This window comes from Streptomyces sp. NPDC110618 (assembly GCF_055657065.1).
Genome location: NZ_JBVKBN010000008.1, coordinates 141,878 through 157,274 on the forward strand (window position 1 = coordinate 141,878; position 15,397 = coordinate 157,274).

The following is a 15,397-nucleotide window of genomic DNA, read 5'->3' on the forward strand; positions in this document are numbered from 1 at the left end:
GTGCGCTCACTCCCCCGTCGGCACGGCGCTGCCGGGCTTCTGGCCGGGGAAGACCTCGTTGATCTCGTCCTCGCTCCAGCCCTGCCGGGAGATGGCCTGGAGCTTGTCGGTGACCGGCTTGCGGGTGGCCTGGTAGAGGGCGAGGGCTTCCTTCACGGAGGCCGCGTCGCGCAGGGCGTCGGCGAGCGCGCCGGCGTCCTCGATGGCGGAGTTGGCGCCCTGCCCCTGGTGGTGGAGCATCGAGTGGGCGGCGTCGCCGACCAGGACCGCGGAGTCGGAGTGCCAGGTGTCGACCGGGTCGATGTCGTAGACGGCGCGGATGTTGACGTCGGCCATGTCCAGGCCGCGGGTGATCTCCACCAGCCGCCCGTCGAAGCCCTCGACCGTGCGCAGCATGTCCTCCTTGGTGACCTGCGGGTTCCAAGTGGGGTCCGGGCACAGGGCGGTGATGTCGAAGGAGACCTGGCCGCGGTGGCGCAGCGGCAGCAGGTAGATCTTCGTGCCGCGCCCGATGTACATGCGCAGGTTGTCGTCGGTGACCATGCCGTGCGCGTCGTCCAGGGAGATGACGGCGCGGTAGGCGTGCTCGCCGGAGAAGACGGGGCCCTTGTCGCTGAACAGCTGCTGCCGTACGACCGACTTGATGCCGTCGGCGCCGACGACCAGGTCCGCCTCCACCGTGGTGCCGCCCGCGAAGGTCAGCACGGAGGTGTCGCCCTTGTCCTCGACGCGCTCCAGGCGGTGGCCGAGGCGCACCATGCCCTCGGGGAGCACCCCGAGCAGGGCCTCGATGAAGTCTCCGCGGTGGATGAGATGGGTGTGGGTCTGCTCGCCGTCGGCCGGCCAGGGCTCCTTCATGATCGGGTCGCCGGTGGCGGTGAGGATCTCGAAGTACTCGCTGGGCGAGGTGACCTTGGCGATGGCGTCGAAGATGCCCCACTGCCGGAAGCGGTTCATGGTGGCCGGGCGCAGGCCGATACCGGCGCCGACCTCGCGGATGGTGCCTGCCTGTTCGTAGGCGGTGACCTGGGCGCCGAGCAGGCTGAGGGCCTTGGCCGCGGCGGCACCGCCGTATCCCGCGCCGACGATCGCGATGCGCAGGTCTTTCAGCTCCGAGGACTGCATGGTGGGTCTCGCTTTACTTCTGGAGGGTTCGGGGGGCGGCGGGGTGTCACTCCCGGTGGGCCGGGAAGCCGGGCGAGGTCGTCACTTCGGGAAGGCCGGGAAGCCGGGCCGGGTGGTCACTTCGGGAAGGCCGGGAAGCCGGGCCGGGTCGTCACTTCCGGAAGGCCGGGAAGCCGGGCCGGGTCGTCACTTCCGGAAGGCCGGGAAGCCGGGCCGGGTCGTCACTTCCGGAAGGCCGGGAAGCCGGGCGGGGTGGTCACTTCCGGAGGGTGAGGAAGTCGGCCGGGTTGTCGACGAAGATCGTCCGGATGGCGGCCTCGTCCAGACCGGCGGCGCGCAGGTCGGGTACGAGGTCGTCGAAGAGGTAGTTGACGGTGTGGCCCTTGACTCCGGGCCAGCCGAGCGGTGAGCAGTTGGCGTCGGCGGAGGCCAGGACCTGCTTCAGGCGCCGTCCCTCGTCGAGGAAGCGCAGGAAGTGGTCCAGGCGCTCCTTGCGGGGGCGGGCCCAAAACGGCGGGTCGGGCAGTTCGGTCTCGTAGCCGAAGGTGTCGAAGCCGATCCGGCCGCCCTTCTCGGCGAGCCAGACGTCGCGGGTCTTCTCGGCGTTGACGCCGTCGTCGACGTGCCCGAACAGGACGCGGTCCAGGGGCAGTCCCTCTTCCTCGAAGATGGTGACGGCGTTCTCGGCGTCGATCGCGAGGTGGGTGAGGATCGGCACGCCCGTGCTGAGGGCGGCGCGGGCGGCGGCCCGGTAGATCCGCTTGTCCAGGTCGGTCATCCGCCCGCCCCGGCTCACCCCGACCTTGATGACCCCGGCGAGGCTGCCGGTGTCACCGATGCCGACGGTGATCTCGTGCACGAACTGCCGGGTCAGATAGTCGACATCGGCCCGCGCGAAGAACGGCAGGGCGGTGTCGCCGCCGACGAAGCCGGTGCAGGCGACGATGTGCACGCCGGTCTTGGCGGACAGCGACTTGTAGTAGTCGACGTCGCGGCCGTTGCAGATGCCGGTGGCGTCGACGAAGGTGCCGCCGCCCAGCTCGTGGTAGCGGCGCAGCTTCGGGACGGTCTCCTCGTAGCGCTGCTCGGGGATCTTCCACCACCGCGTGTCCAGTTCGGAGCCGGGCATGCCGTAGCCGATGTGCTCGTGGATCGCCACGAAGCCCAGCTCCTCGGCGGGGACCGGCCCCAGCACGGTGTTCACTCGCGACACAACACACTCACCTTCGGGAAGTTCTTGACGGTCGTACGGGCCGGGCGGGCGCGGCGCGCCGCGCGCGGGTCCGGTCGCTCGGGCCGGGCACGGTCAGCGCACCGCGAGCAGGTCGCGCGGGTTGGCGCGGAGGATGCGGTCGAGGTCCGCGCCGCCGACGCCCCGGCCCGTCAGCAGCGGCACGAAGGCGGTCAGCAGAAGGCTGTACGGCAGGTCGTTGGCGGGGTGGCCCTTGGCGACGCCGGTCGCGCCGACCGAGAGCAGGATCCGGTCGGTGTACCCGGCGCGTACGAGATCGGCGACGAGGTCGGCGCGGTCGTCGTCGGTGAGGTGTTCGTCGTCCTCGGTGCCGACGTGGTCGAGGACGACGTACGAGCCGCGGGCGGCGATCTTCTCGGGGGCGCCGGCGTCGACGGCCTCCTTGCTGTCGAGGCCGCCGACGGCGATCCGGTCGGCGGGCAGCTTCTCGTCGCGGAGGATGTCGAGTTCGCCCGCCGCGTCGTCGCCGTAGCGGAAGGAGACGGCCGTGCCGGTGGCGAGGGCGGCGCGGGCGGCGCCGCGCAGCAGGCTCTCGTCGGTGGCGGTCATGCCGTCGCGGCTGACGGCGGTGGTGACCAGTCCGGCGGGGCGGCGGCGCTCGACGCGCGGGACGACCATGCCCTCGGTGATCTCGCGGGTGAACAGGTCGGCGAACTTCTCGGCGGGCCAGGGGGTGGGCGGGTTGGTCTGCGGGGTGAGGAAGTAGCCGCCGAGCAGTTCCTCGGGTCCCTGGCCGGTGGAGGCGACGATGTGCACGCCGGTCGCGCGGGACAGCGCCTCGTACAGCGGCAGGTCGCGGCCGTGGAACATGCCGGTGCTGTCGACGATCGTGCCGCCGCCGTGGGCGCGGAAGTCGCGGAGCCTCGCGGCCAGCGTCTCGAAGATCTCGGCGCGGTCGAAGGTGATGTCGAAGGCGTGCTCCGCACCCGGAAGCACCGACAGCAGCGCCTCGTGGACCGAGACGACGCCCAGCTCGTCGGCCGGCACCGGCCCGAGGACGGTGTTCACGGTGGTGCTGTTCACGCTCATGTCTGCCTCACGTGTCCGGTGGGGTGCGGCGATGCACCCGGTGGCTTACTCGTCACCGTAGCCATTCGCTTTACATGACGTCAATGAAACGAACACCACGAAAAAACAATGGATTGCTAGTTGTGGAATCGGCGGAGGTCAGAGCAGTACGGGCACGGGCAGTCGGTGTGCATGCATCACGTGCATGTCAGCCCATGCGAATCATTCATTTGATGGATGCGGCGGCGGCCCCTTCACTGAGGGCATGAGCACCCCACCCACCTCCGACCTCGATCTCTTCGCCGACGAGGTCCTCCTCGACCCGCTGCCCTTCCACACCGAGCTGCGCGAGACGGCCCCCGTCGTCCACCTGCCGAAGATCGACGCCTACGCCCTGACCCGCTACGACGTCATCCGGGACGCGCTCGCCGACTGGGAGTCCTTCTCCTCCACGTCGATCGCCTTCAACCCGGCCGCCAACCAGGCCCTGACCGGCACCTCGCTGGCCTCCGACCCGCCCGTGCACACCCAGTTGCGCGCCACCCTCACCGAGAACCTCTCCCCGCGCGCCCTGCGCGGTCTCAAGGGCCGTATCGAGGAGAAGGCGGACGCGTTGGTCGCCCGACTCGTCGAGCAGGGCACCTTCGAGGCCGTCGACGCGCTCGCCCGCGCCTTCCCGCTTCAGGTCGTCGCCGACCTGATCGGCTTCACCGGGCACGTCCGCGCCAACATGCTGCGCTGGGGCCAGGCCGCCATGCAGGTCCTCGGCCCGATGAACCAGCGCACCGCCGAGAGCTTCCCGATCGCCGGCGAGCTGTACGCCTGGTGCTCCCAGGTGAAGGCCGAGGACTTGGCCGAGGGGTCCGTCGGGCGCGGCATCTTCGACGCCGAGGCCCGTGGCGCCGTCCCCGAGGGCTCGGCCGGGCACATCATCCACCAGTACCTGGGCGCGGGCGTCGACACCACGATCGCCGCCATCGGCAACGTGGTCGCCCTGTTCGCCGCGCACCCCGAGCAGTTCCGCCGGGTCCGCGACGAACCCGCCCTGGCCGCCGCCGCGTTCAACGAGGTGCTGCGCTTCTGGCCGCCCGTCAACGTGTGGGGCCGTATCGCCACCCGGGACGTGGAGATCGAGGGCGTCACCGTGCCCAAGGGCGCCCAGATCGCGGTGCTGTTCGGCGCCGGGAACCACGACCCGCGCCACTACGACGACCCCGACACGTTCCTGATCGACCGCAACCCGGTCGACCACCTGTCCTTCGGCTACGGCCCGCACGGCTGCGCGGGCCAGGGGCTCGCCCGCCTGGAGGCCCACGCCGTGATCCAGGCGCTGTCCCGGCGCGTGGACCGTCTCGTCGTCGGACCCGAGGTCCGCGTCCCCGCCAACATCACCCGGAGCATCGACTCGCTCCCCGTCCTGGAGGTGATCCCCGCATGAGGATCGTTCTCGACCGCCCCCGCTGCGAGGGCCACGGCCTGTGCGAGGAGGCCGCGCCGCAGCTGATGCACCTCGACGACGAGGGCGAGCTGGTCCTGGACCGGGAGGAGGTCGACGGGCCGGACGCCGCGCTCGCCCAGGCCGCCGCCCGCGTCTGCCCCGTCGCCGCGCTGAGGGTCGCATGAGCACCGCCGCCCTGCGCCGGGTCGTCGTCGTCGGCAACGGCATCGCCGGCATCACCGCCGCCGACACCCTGCGCGAGGCCGGGTTCGACGGCGAGCTGACCGTCGTCGGCGACGAACGCCACCCGGCGTACAGCCGCCCCGCCCTGTCCAAGGCCCTCCTGCTCGACGGCGACGGCGACGACCTGACCGCGCACACCCTGCCGCCCGCCACCCACGGGGCGACGGAACTCCTCGGCGTGCGCGCGACCGGCCTGGACACCGACCGGCGCCTGGTCACGCTGGACGACGGCACGGCACTGCCGTACGACGGTGTCGTGCTCGCCACCGGCTCCCGCGCCCGGCGGCTGTCCGCGCTGCCCGACGAGGTGACCCTGCGCGGCCTCGACGACGCCCTGGAACTGCGCCGCCGACTGGCGGACCGGCCCTCCGTGCTGGTCATCGGCGGCGGTCCGCTGGGGATGGAGATCGCCTCGGGCTGTCTGGCCTCGGGCTGCCGGGTCACCCTCGTCTCCCAGGGCGCGCCGCTGACCGCGCAGCTCGGCCCGTATCTCGCCCGGGTCTTCACCGCCGCGGGCCGCGAGAAGGGGCTGACCGTGGTGGAGACCGGGGCCGCGCGGATCGAGGGGACGCCCGGCAACGCGCGCGTGGTCCTCGCCGAGGGCACCGAGCTGCGGGCTCAGGTCCTGCTCAGCGCCGTCGGCGACGTGCCCAACACCGATTGGCTGCACGGCACCGGACTGGTCGTGGGCGGGGCCGTCCCGGTCGACGAGCGCGGTCTCGCGCGGCCCGGTATCGCGGCCGTCGGTGACCTCGCGGTGTTCCCGACCTCGCGGGGCAGGCGCCGGGTGCCGCTGTGGAGCAGCGCCATCGACCAGGCGAAGGCCGCCGCGCGGGCGCTGGTGCACGGCACCGACGCCCCGCCGCTCGCCTTCCAGCCGTACTTCTGGACCGAGCAGTTCGGCCGGACCCTCAAGGCCGTCGGCCACCTGCCCGCCGACGGGGAGCCGGAGTACGTGGACGGCGGGCCGGACGGCCCCGCGCTGATGACCTGGCGCCAGGAGGACGGCGGCACCACGGCCGTCGCCCTGGACTACCGCATCCCCATCCCCCGGTTGCGCCGTATGACCACTGCCGCCGCCGTATGACCCGTGCGCCGCCTAAGGTGAGCGGCATGGACGGCGAGGAGGGCACCGGCCCCGGCGAGAACACTTCGGGACTGGACCGGCTCGCGTCGGTCAACCTCAATCTGCTGGTGCCCCTCCTCGCCCTGCTGGAGGAGCGGTCCGTGACCCGGGCCGCCGAGCGGGTCGGTCTGTCGCAGCCCGCGATGAGCCACGCCCTGACCCGGATGCGCCGCCTGCTCGGCGACGAACTCGTCGTACGGCAGGGCGCCGGCGTCACCCTCACCCCGCGCGCGCTGGAACTGATCGCCCCCTTGCGCGACGTACTGCAACGCACCGCGCAGATCGTCGACTTCCCCTCCTTCGACCCGGCCACCGACCGCCGCGTCATCACGGTCGCGATGACCAACAGCACCGCCTTCGTCGTCGGCCCCCGGCTGACCCGCCTGGTCACCGAGCGCGCCCCGCACGCCACCCTGCGGATCAGGACGATCACCGTGCCGACCGAGCCCACCTTCACCGAGGGCGGCGTCGACGTGGTGCTGATCTCGGAGGGGCACTACGCGCCGTACCCGCGCGAACGGCTCTACGACGACCGCGTCGTGGTGGTCGCCTCGCCGGACACCCCGCCGGAGGCGAGCGCCCTGGACCTGCTCACCGGCCAGCCGCACGTGATCGTGGACACCGAGCGGCGGGTCTTCCCGTACTCGGTGCTGGAGGACGAGGGCATCCCGTACCGCGTCGGGCTGCGGGTCTCGGACTTCCTGCTGGTGCCCTTCCACGTGGCCCGGGCCGGCGGGGTCGCCCTGCTGCGGTACCGGGTCGCGGCCACCATGCGCGCCCTCGCCGAGCTGCGGATCGAGGAGTTCCCGTTCCCGCTGCCCGGTCTCGGCATCGACATGGTGTGGAACCCGAGGCTCGCGGACCGCCAGTTCGCGGACTGGCTGCGGGAACTGCTGCGGGACGCGGCGATCGAGCGCTGAGCCTCCGGCTCGGTTCACCGCGGAGCGTCGGGCTCTCGGCTCAGTTCAGCAGGCGCACCCAGCTCGCGGCCAGCTCGTCGAGCATCTGCTCCCGGTCCAGCTTCCAGTCGGCGTCGCCCCAGTGCTGGGCGACGTAGTCCAGCTCGGCCATCGCGAGGACGCCCCGGAAGCGGCGCTGGTGGGGTGCGAGGCGTCCGGCGCGGGCCAGGCCGTCCTCGATGTCGCTGATGGCCTCCTCCATCCAGCGGTCCACCAGGTCGCGCAGCTCGGGGTCGACGGCGGCGGCGTCCCGGCCGACCCGGATGATGGGCCGGACCTGCGGCCAGTTGTCGGCGGTGTCCCGCAGCCAGGCGAGGACCGCCTCGTACGTGCCCTCGGCGACGGTGGCGACCAGGTCCAGGGCCGTGGAGCCGTGCTCCGGTGAACGCTCCCGCTGCAGCACCTCGTTGAGGCGTTCGTCGATGAGCGCCTTCATCAGGTCGCTGCGGGAGGGGAAGTAGGCGTAGAAGGTGACCCGGGTGGTGCCCGCGGCGGAGGCGATGTCGTCCACCTTGGTGGCGGCGTAGCCCTTGGTGGTGAACAGTTCGAGCCCCGACTCCAGCAGCAGTCGGCGGGTCATCTGCTTCTGCTGCTGCCGGAGGTTAGCCATGCCGGGGATCCTAACGCGCCGCCGCACGCCGTCCGTACACGACGGACGGCCGCCTGCCGTGCTGTAAAGGGTCAGTGGAGCAGGTCCGCCCCGAGCCGGCGCTCCAGCTCGGTGACCGTGATGCCGTGCGTCTCGTGCACCCGCAGACCCTCCGGGCCGGGCTCGAAGATGCCGTGGTCGGTGAAGACCAGGTGCACACAGGACGTGCCGGTGAGCGGGTAGGTGCACTCGGGCACCAGCTTGGGAGAGCCGTCGCGGGCGAAGAGCTTCATCATCACCAGCACCCGCCGCGCCCCGACCGCCAGGTCCATCGCGCCGCCCACGGCGGGGATGGCGTCCGGGTCCCCGGTGTGCCAGTTGGCGAGGTCGCCGCGGAAGGAGACCTGGAAGGCGCCGAGCACGCACACGTCGAGGTGGCCGCCGCGCATCATGGCGAAGGAGTCGGCGTGGTGGAAGTACGCCGCCCCGGGCAGCTCGGTGACCGGGACCTTTCCGGCGTTGGTGAGGTCGGGGTCGATCTCGTCGCCCACGGCCGCCGGGCCCATGCCGAGCATGCCGTTCTCGGTGTGCAGCACGATCCCGGCGTCGGCGGGCAGGTACTCGGCGATCCGGGTCGGCTGGCCGATGCCGAGGTTGACGTAGGAACCGGCGGGGATGTCCCGGGCGATACGGGCCGCCAGCTCGTCGGTGGTGAGCGGGGCGCGGTCGGCCCGCTCCAGCACGGAGGACGTGCCCAGGGATGTCGTCATCAGCGGGCCCCTTCCACGGTGAGGCGACGGGCCTCGGCCCGTACCAGTCGGTCGACGAAGATGCCGGGCGTCACCACGGTCTCGGGGTCGATGTCCCCGGCCGGCACGATCTCGGTGACCTGGGCGACCACCGTGGTGGCGGCCGTGGCCATGACGGGGCCGAAGTTGCGGGCGGTCTTGCGGTAGACGAGGTTGCCCAGGGTGTCCGCGCGATGGGCGGAGATCAGCGCGACATCGCCCTTGATCGGGTACTCCAGGACGTGGACCCGCCCGTCGATCTCGCGGGTCTCCTTGCCCTCGGCCAGCGGGGTGCCGACCCCGACGGGGCTGTAGAAGGCGCCGATCCCGGCCCCGGCGGCGCGCATCCGCTCGGCGAGCGTGCCCTGCGGCACGACCTCCAGCTCGACGCGCCCGGAGCGGTACAGGTCGTCGAAGACGTACGAGTCGCTCTGCCTCGGGAAGGAGCAGATCACCTTGCGCACCCGGCCCGCCTTGAGCAGCGCGGCCAGGCCCACGTCGCCGTTCCCGGCGTTGTTGGAGACGACGGTCAGGTCCCCGGCGCCCTGCCGGATGAGGGCGTCGATCAGGTCGAAGGGCATACCGGCCAGGCCGAAGCCGCCGACCAGGACGGTGGAGCCGTCCTGGATCCCGGCCACGGCGTCGTCGGTCGTGACGGCGACGATTGCGGTCATCCCTGGCTCACCTCGTCGGTCACGTTCTCCAGCACCACGGCGAGGGCCTGGCCCACTCCGATGCAGATCGCCGCGACACCCCAGCGCTCGCGCCGCTCCCGCAGCACCTTGGCCAGCGTGCCCAGCAGCCGCCCTCCGGAGGCGCCCAGCGGATGCCCGAGGGCGATGGCGCCGCCGCGCGTGTTGACGATCCCCGGGTCGATGCCCCAGGCGTCCACGCAGGCCAGCGACTGCACGGCGAACGCCTCGTTCAGCTCGACCGCGCCCACGTCCTCCCAGCGGATGCCGGCCCGGCGCAGCGCCCGCTCGGCGGCCTCCACGGGCGCGTACCCGAACTGCTGCGGTTCGACGGCGTGCACCCCGCGTCCGGCGATCCGCGCCTCGGGCTCCAGCCCGATCCGGTCACCGGCCGCGGCGGTGCCCAGCAGCAGCGCCGACGCCCCGTCGCTGAGCGGGGAGGCGTTGCCCGCGGTGATCGTGCCGTCGGTGCGGAAGGATGGCTTGAGAGCCGCGAGCTTGTCCACGCTGGTCCCGGGCCGGATGCCCTCGTCGCGGGCGAGTCCGTCGACGGGCAGGACGAGGTCGTCGTAGAAGCCCTCGTCCCAGGCGGTGGCGGCGAGCCGGTGGGAGCGCGCCGCGAACTCGTCCTGCCGTTCGCGGGAGATGGCGAACTTCTGCTGGAGGAGTTCGTTGCACTCCCCCAGCGAGACCGTCCACTCCTTCGGCATCGCGGGGTTGACCAGCCGCCAGCCGAGCGTGGTGGAAACGGCGGTGACGTCGCGGGCCGGGAAGGCGCGGTCCGGCTTGGGCAGCACCCAGGGCGCGCGGGTCATGGACTCCACGCCACCGGCGACGACGATGTCGGCGTCGCCGGACTCCAGGGTGCGCGAGGCGATGATCGCCGCGTCCAGGCTGGAGCCGCACAGCCGGTTGACGGTGGTGGCGGGCACGCTCACCGGCAGCCCGGCGAGCAGGACGGCCATGCGGCCGACGTTGCGGTTGTCCTCGCCGGCGCCGTTGGCGTTGCCCCACACCACGTCGCCGATCCCGGCGCGGTCCAGGCCGGGGGCCTTGTCGAGCAGCCCGGTCAGGGCGGTGGCGGCGAGGTCGTCGGGGCGTATCCCGGCCAGCGCCCCGCCGAACCGGCCGAACGGGGTGCGGGCGGCGGCGTACAGGTAGGCGTCGGTCATGGGGTGCCCACCGCCTGCGCGGGTTCCGGGAGTTCGGCCGAGTCCAGCGGGATCGGCGTGAACAGGTCGGGCTCCTCCTCGGGCGTCAGCGCGGTCGGGCCGTACAGCCAGTCGACGAAGGAGTAGTCGTAGGTGTCGCGGGCGCGCAGCAGGACGTTGCGCTGCTCGCGGGCGAGGCCGTCGAGGTGCCACAGCTCGCCCCACTTGCGGGAGGTGGTCAGCACCCGGCGGCAGTGCTCGGGGCGGACGGCCTCGTAGGCGGAGAGGGCGGTGGTCCAGTCGACGGTGCCGTCCTCGGCGCGGTTGCGGGCGACGTGCTCGCCGAGCACCCAGCCGTCCTCGATGGCCATGATCGCGCCCTGGGCGATGTACTGCAGCGGCGGGTGCGCGGAGTCGCCGAGCAGGGCGATCCTGCCGTGCACCCAGGTCATGACCGGGTCGCGGTCGAACATCCGCCACCACTTGTCGCGCCACATGTACGGCAGCCCGTCGCGGACGAAGTCGCAGGTGCCCTCGAAGGCGGCGTCCAGCTCGTCCGGGGTGCCCCAGTCCTCCTGGCCGGCCAGGGCCTTCGGGGACTCGAACACGGCGACCTGGTTGAGCAGTTCGCCGCCGCGCAGCCCGTAGTGGACGAAGTGGCAGCGCGGGCCGATGTAGACGACGACCTCGCTGAGGTCGACCGCCTGGACGCGCGGCTGCTCGGCCGGGACGGTGCCCCGGTAGGCGACGTAGGCGGAGGAGACGGGCTGGTCGTCGACGAGCAGCTTGCGGGCGACGGAGTGCAGCCCGTCGGCGGCGATGACGACCCCGGCCTGGTGGGTCTCCCCGTTCGCCAGGGTGACGCGGGCGCCGCCGTCGGTGTTCTCGTACGAGGTCACCTTGGCGTTGTTGACCAGCTCCACCCCGGCGCGCCGGCAGGCGCGCAGCAGCAGGCCGTGCAGGTCGCTGCGGTGGATGACCAGGTACGGGTAGCCGTAGCGCTGCTCCAGGTGGCGCAGGTCGAGCCGGGTCAGCTCCGCCCCGTCGACGGCGTCGCGCATGACCATGGCGTCCGGGACCACGCCGAGGCTCTTGGCCTCGTCGAGCAGGCCGTAGTCGTCGAGGATGCGGGTGCAGTTGGGGGCGAGCTGGATGCCGGCGCCGACCTCGCCGAAGGCGGGGGCGCTCTCCAGCAGGCGGACGGCGAGGCCCTGGCGGGTCAGGGAGTACGCGGCACCCAGGCCGCCGATGCCGCCGCCGACGACGATCACATCAGGTTGGGACATGTCACTGACCTCTCAGAGCCAGGGGCCGAGTTCGGGGGCGTCGGTGAGGGTGTGCGGGCGTCCGGCGAGCCAGGCGGCGACCTCGGGAAGCGGTCCGGCGGGCAGCTCCGCGAGAGCGCGCCTGTCGCGGATCTCGGCGACGAGCGCGGCCAGGAAGCCCTTGGGGAGGTCGGCGAAGGTGACGACACCCGTGCCGAGGTCGACGGCGTGCACGCACACCTCGCGGGCGCGCAGCCAGGGGATCTCGGTGGCGGGGACGGTACGGCCCTGGGCGGTGACGACCTCGTTCCGCCACTGCTCGTCGGTGAGCCGGTCCAGGCCCGCCGCCAGCTTGTGCGCGGAGTCGGTGAGCCAGGTGCGCAGTTCACCGGCCGAGAGCAGCGGGCCCTTGGCGATCCCGGCGGCGCGCTCCTGGGCGGAGGCGTACATCGGGGTCTCCTCGCCGGTGGCGGCCCAGTGCAGGAGGTTGCCGAGGGCGTCGGCGTTGGCGGCGACGTGCGCGACGAGGTGCTTGCGGGTCCAGCCGGGCAGCACGCTGGGCCCGGCGAAGGCCTGCTCGTCCAGGCCCGCGACGGCGTCCAGCAGCAGCTCGGTACCGGTACGGGCCCAGGCGCGCGCGTCGGTGAGGCCGCGGGCGGCGGTGGTCATGCCTTGACCACCTTGAGCCGTCGTCATGCCTTCACCACCTTGTTGACGCAGGCGCCGAGTCCGCCGATCTCGGTGACCACGGTCTGGCCGGGCACCAGGAAGACCTTCGGGTCGCGGGCGTTGCCGACGCCGGCCGGGGTGCCGGTGGCGATGATGTCGCCGGGGCGCAGGGTGATCACGGTGGAGATGTACTGGACCAGGAAGACCGGGTCGAACAGCAGCGTGCCCGTGTCGTCCCGCTGCATGACCTCGCCGTCGACGGTCGTGGTGACCGTGAGCGCGGGGCGGACGCCGCCGACCTCGTCGGGGGTGACGACGTACGGTCCGACCGGGGTGGAGGCCTCCCAGATCTTGCCCTGGGTCCACTCGATGGTGCGGAACTGCCAGTCGCGCACGGAGATGTCGTTCATGACGGTGAAGCCGGCGATGGCGTCGGCGGCCTGCTGCTCGTCGGCGCGGCGGACCTGCTTGCCGATGACGACGGCGAGCTCGACCTCCCAGTCCAGGGCGTCGGTCTCGTCGGGCTTGACGATGTCGTCGTGGGCGCCGAGGAGGGTGTCGGCGAACTTCGGGAAGAGGGTCGGGTAGGCGGGCAGCTCCCGGCCCATCTCCTTGATGTGGTTGGTGTAGTTGTGGCCGACGCAGACGACCTTGGAGGGGTTGGGGACGACCGGCGCGAAGTCGGCGCCCTCGACCGGGTACGTGACTCCGGTCGCGGCGGCGGCCCGGTCCTGCCAGCCGTCCTCGGCGAACAGCTCGCCCAGGTCGGCGCGGCCGAGGTCGACGAGCCGGTCGCCGTCGAGGCGGACCGCGCGGGTGCCGTCGGCGGTGCGGAGGGTGGCGAGCTTCATGGTCAGGCGTCCTTCTGGGTGCGGTCGAGCCTCAGCGCCTCGAAGACGGGCGCGTCGGAGAAACGGAACAGGTCGAGTGCGCCGGAGTCGGAGTCGTCGCTCCCGGCCTCGGACTTCGCGGAGAACGGCTCCCAGGACGGGACCACGAACAGGTCGCCGCGGGTCACCGTCCACGACCTGGAGCCGACGGTGACGGTGCCGGAGCCGTCGAAGACCTGGTAGACGGAGGAGCCGGTCTCGCGCACGGGGGCGGTCTCGGCGCCCCGGGCGACGCGGTGGAACTCGGCGCGTATGGTCGGCAGCACGTCGGAGCCGTCGTGCGGGTTGGTGTAGCGGACGGCGGCGTGGCCGGGCTCGACGGTGCCGCCGAAGCCCTCCTTCTCCAGCAGGAGCTGGTCGCGCAGGGCGGCGTCCGTGTACTCCCACTTGTACGACAGCAGCGGGCTGCCCGGGGAGGCGGGCGCGGCCGACAGGGGGCGCAGGCCGGGGTGGCCCCACAGCCGCTCGGAGCGGGACCGCTCGGGGGTGATCCGCTCGGCGTCGGTGATCTCGTCCCGGCCGAACTCGAAGAACTGCGCCTCGGTGACGTACTGGAAGGGGATGTCCAGGCCGTCGATCCAGGCCATGGGCTCGCTGGTGGCGTTGTGGTGGGCGTGCCAGTTCCAGCCGGCCTGCGGCAGGAAGTCGCCGCGGTTCATCGGCACCGGGTCGCCGCCGACGACCGTCCACACGCCGGAGCCCTCGACGACGAAGCGGAAGGCGTGCTGGGTGTGGCGGTGCTCGGGGGCGTCCTCGCCGGGCATCAGGTACTGGATGGCGGCCCACAGGGTCGGCGTGGCGAAGGGGCGCCCGCCGAGGGAGGGGTTGGCCAGCGCGATGGCTCGGCGCTCGCCGCCCCGGCCGACCGGGACCAGGTCGCCGGCCTGGGCGGCCAGCTCCCGCAGCTTCCGCCAGCGCCACAGGTGCGGCACGGCGCGCGAGCGCGGGTGGGCGGGCATCAGGTCGCCGATCTCGGTCCACAGCGGGACGAGGAGTTCCTGTTCGAAGCCCCGGTAGAGCTCTTCGAGCGCCGGGGTGACGTCGGGCTGTCCCTCGGCGTCAACTGCCTGCAGCCGGACCGGGGAGCCGTGGGCCATGTCTGGGGTGAGGGAGGACTCAGTCACAGGGTTCAGCGTGCAAGCTGTCTGCTGAGAGAACATGGAAATTCTGCACAGCAGAATCCGAGCACCTCGCTGGGGCCGACCGCCGCAGAATCCGAGTACCGCCGTGGCCCCGCCGCCGCAGAATCCGAGTACTGCCGCGGCCCCGCCGCCGCAGAATCCGAGAGATCGCCATGGACGACAAGCCGCTGAAGACTCCCCCGCCCTACCCCATCGCCAGCGTGGACCACGCGCTGCGCGCGGCGACGATCCTGCAGCTGGAGGGCGGGGCGACGGTGGCGCAGCTCGCGGAGCGGCTGGGGGTCGCCCGCTCCACGGCCCACCGGATCCTGGCGATGCTCGTCTACCGGGACTTCGCGGTGCAGGGCGAGGACCGCGTCTACCGCGCGGGCCCGGTGCTGGAGCTGGCCGCGCACTCGCAGTCCCTGGTCTCCCGGCTGCGCGCGGTGGCGCTCCCCCATCTGCACCGGGTCGTCGGTCTCCTGGACGAGACGACGAACCTGATCGTCCGCACCGGGGACACGGTGCGGTTCATCGCCAGCGTGGAGTGCCGGCAGGCACTGCGGGTCGGCTCCCGGGAGGGGATGGTCTTCCCGGCCCACCGCACCACGGCGGGCCTGCTGCTGCTCGCCGAGCTGGACGACGAGGAGCTGGTGGAGCTGTACGGCGACGCCGACGACATCGACCTGGGGCGGCTGCGGACGGAGCTGCGCCGCCTGCGCCGCAACGGCTTCGCGGTGAACCGGGAGCGGTCCGAGCGCGGCCTCGTCGCCGTCGGCGTCCTGGTGCGCGACCGGGACGGTACGGCGCTGGCGGGCCTGTCGGTGTCGCTGCCGAGCGTCCGCTACGACGCGCAGCTGCTCCCCGCCCTGGTGGCGACGCTGGAGGCGGCGGCGCGGGCGGTGGAACGGGACCTGGCGGAGGAGAGGTAGCGCGTCCCCAGGCACACCCCAACTGTCTTACATAGAGAACAGTTGCATTATCTTCCGTCCGTTTCATTGACGCGACGTAAAGCGAAATGCCATTCTCCACGGCACCACGCCGGACGCGCGCCGTGCCCCTCTCCCCCACCGCGTGCGCG

The 15,397-nt window shown here is 72.4% G+C and carries 16 protein-coding genes; 5 read left to right on the forward strand and 11 right to left on the reverse strand.

Annotated elements, in window-relative coordinates; all coding sequences use genetic code 11:
• Positions 1-6 precede the first annotated feature (6 nt).
• The 3 genes from ACZ7L7_RS17145 to ACZ7L7_RS17155 all read right to left on the reverse strand — a co-directional run bounded on the left by ACZ7L7_RS17145 (position 7) and on the right by ACZ7L7_RS17155 (position 3,406).
• Complete coding sequence (locus ACZ7L7_RS17145) at positions 7-1,125, reverse strand: FAD-dependent oxidoreductase (protein WP_472076299.1); 1,119 nt, start codon at positions 1,123-1,125, stop codon at positions 7-9.
• A 256-nt stretch (positions 1,126-1,381) separates the two neighbouring features.
• Positions 1,382-2,338, reverse strand: a complete 957-nt coding sequence (locus tag ACZ7L7_RS17150; RefSeq protein ID WP_285513440.1) for a phosphotriesterase family protein — start codon at positions 2,336-2,338, stop codon at positions 1,382-1,384.
• A 93-nt stretch (positions 2,339-2,431) separates the two neighbouring features.
• Complete coding sequence (locus ACZ7L7_RS17155) at positions 2,432-3,406, reverse strand: phosphotriesterase family protein (protein WP_285513439.1); 975 nt, start codon at positions 3,404-3,406, stop codon at positions 2,432-2,434.
• Positions 3,407-3,650: 244 nt separating this feature from the next.
• Between ACZ7L7_RS17155 and ACZ7L7_RS17160 the strand changes: the two genes are divergently transcribed.
• Genes ACZ7L7_RS17160 through ACZ7L7_RS17175 form a run of 4 tightly spaced genes read left to right on the forward strand, consistent with a single transcriptional unit; the run spans position 3,651 to position 7,112 of the window.
• Positions 3,651-4,823, forward strand: a complete 1,173-nt coding sequence (locus tag ACZ7L7_RS17160; RefSeq protein ID WP_472076302.1) for a cytochrome P450 — start codon at positions 3,651-3,653, stop codon at positions 4,821-4,823.
• A complete protein-coding gene (locus ACZ7L7_RS17165) occupies positions 4,820-5,008 on the forward strand; it encodes a ferredoxin (RefSeq protein WP_453602420.1) in 189 nt (62 codons plus the stop codon). The genes ACZ7L7_RS17160 and ACZ7L7_RS17165 overlap by 4 nt, the downstream gene beginning before the upstream one ends.
• On the forward strand, positions 5,005-6,153 hold the full coding sequence (locus ACZ7L7_RS17170; protein WP_472076304.1) for an NAD(P)/FAD-dependent oxidoreductase: 1,149 nt from the start codon (positions 5,005-5,007) through the stop codon (positions 6,151-6,153). Before ACZ7L7_RS17165 ends, ACZ7L7_RS17170 begins: the two co-directional genes overlap by 4 nt.
• Before the next feature lie 26 nt (positions 6,154-6,179).
• A complete protein-coding gene (locus ACZ7L7_RS17175) occupies positions 6,180-7,112 on the forward strand; it encodes a LysR family transcriptional regulator (protein WP_471429553.1) in 933 nt (310 codons plus the stop codon).
• Between the two features lie 40 nt (positions 7,113-7,152).
• On the opposite strand, the gene ACZ7L7_RS17180 is transcribed toward ACZ7L7_RS17175, so the two are convergent.
• The 8 genes from ACZ7L7_RS17180 to ACZ7L7_RS17215 form a co-directional block, all read right to left on the reverse strand.
• The gene (locus tag ACZ7L7_RS17180) at positions 7,153-7,761 is read right to left on the reverse strand and encodes a TetR/AcrR family transcriptional regulator (protein ID WP_285513434.1); all 609 of its coding nucleotides are present in this window, start codon (positions 7,759-7,761) and stop codon (positions 7,153-7,155) included.
• Between the two features lie 71 nt (positions 7,762-7,832).
• Positions 7,833-8,510 carry a 3-oxoacid CoA-transferase subunit B gene (locus ACZ7L7_RS17185; protein ID WP_285513433.1) on the reverse strand — a complete coding sequence of 226 codons (678 nt, stop codon included), beginning with the start codon at positions 8,508-8,510 and terminating at the stop codon, positions 7,833-7,835.
• Positions 8,510-9,202, reverse strand: coding sequence for a 3-oxoacid CoA-transferase subunit A (locus ACZ7L7_RS17190; protein WP_471592104.1), 693 nt, complete (start codon positions 9,200-9,202; stop codon positions 8,510-8,512). The genes ACZ7L7_RS17185 and ACZ7L7_RS17190 overlap by 1 nt, the downstream gene beginning before the upstream one ends.
• A complete protein-coding gene (locus ACZ7L7_RS17195; protein WP_472076307.1) occupies positions 9,199-10,392 on the reverse strand; it encodes a thiolase family protein in 1,194 nt (397 codons plus the stop codon). Before ACZ7L7_RS17195 ends, ACZ7L7_RS17190 begins: the two co-directional genes overlap by 4 nt.
• A complete protein-coding gene (locus tag ACZ7L7_RS17200) occupies positions 10,389-11,642 on the reverse strand; it encodes an FAD-dependent oxidoreductase (RefSeq protein WP_472076394.1) in 1,254 nt (417 codons plus the stop codon). Before ACZ7L7_RS17200 ends, ACZ7L7_RS17195 begins: the two co-directional genes overlap by 4 nt.
• A gap of 27 nt (positions 11,643-11,669) precedes the next feature.
• Positions 11,670-12,305: a maleylpyruvate isomerase N-terminal domain-containing protein gene (locus tag ACZ7L7_RS17205; RefSeq protein ID WP_472076309.1), complete on the reverse strand. Its 636-nt coding sequence runs from the start codon at positions 12,303-12,305 to the stop codon at positions 11,670-11,672.
• A 23-nt stretch (positions 12,306-12,328) separates the two neighbouring features.
• Complete coding sequence (locus tag ACZ7L7_RS17210; RefSeq protein ID WP_285513429.1) at positions 12,329-13,156, reverse strand: fumarylacetoacetate hydrolase family protein; 828 nt, start codon at positions 13,154-13,156, stop codon at positions 12,329-12,331.
• Positions 13,157-13,158: 2 nt separating this feature from the next.
• A complete protein-coding gene (locus tag ACZ7L7_RS17215; RefSeq protein WP_472076311.1) occupies positions 13,159-14,319 on the reverse strand; it encodes a cupin domain-containing protein in 1,161 nt (386 codons plus the stop codon).
• Positions 14,320-14,489: 170 nt separating this feature from the next.
• Between ACZ7L7_RS17215 and ACZ7L7_RS17220 the strand changes: the two genes are divergently transcribed.
• Positions 14,490-15,248, forward strand: a complete 759-nt coding sequence (locus ACZ7L7_RS17220) for an IclR family transcriptional regulator (RefSeq protein ID WP_471592102.1) — start codon at positions 14,490-14,492, stop codon at positions 15,246-15,248.
• Positions 15,249-15,397: the final 149 nt, after the last annotated feature.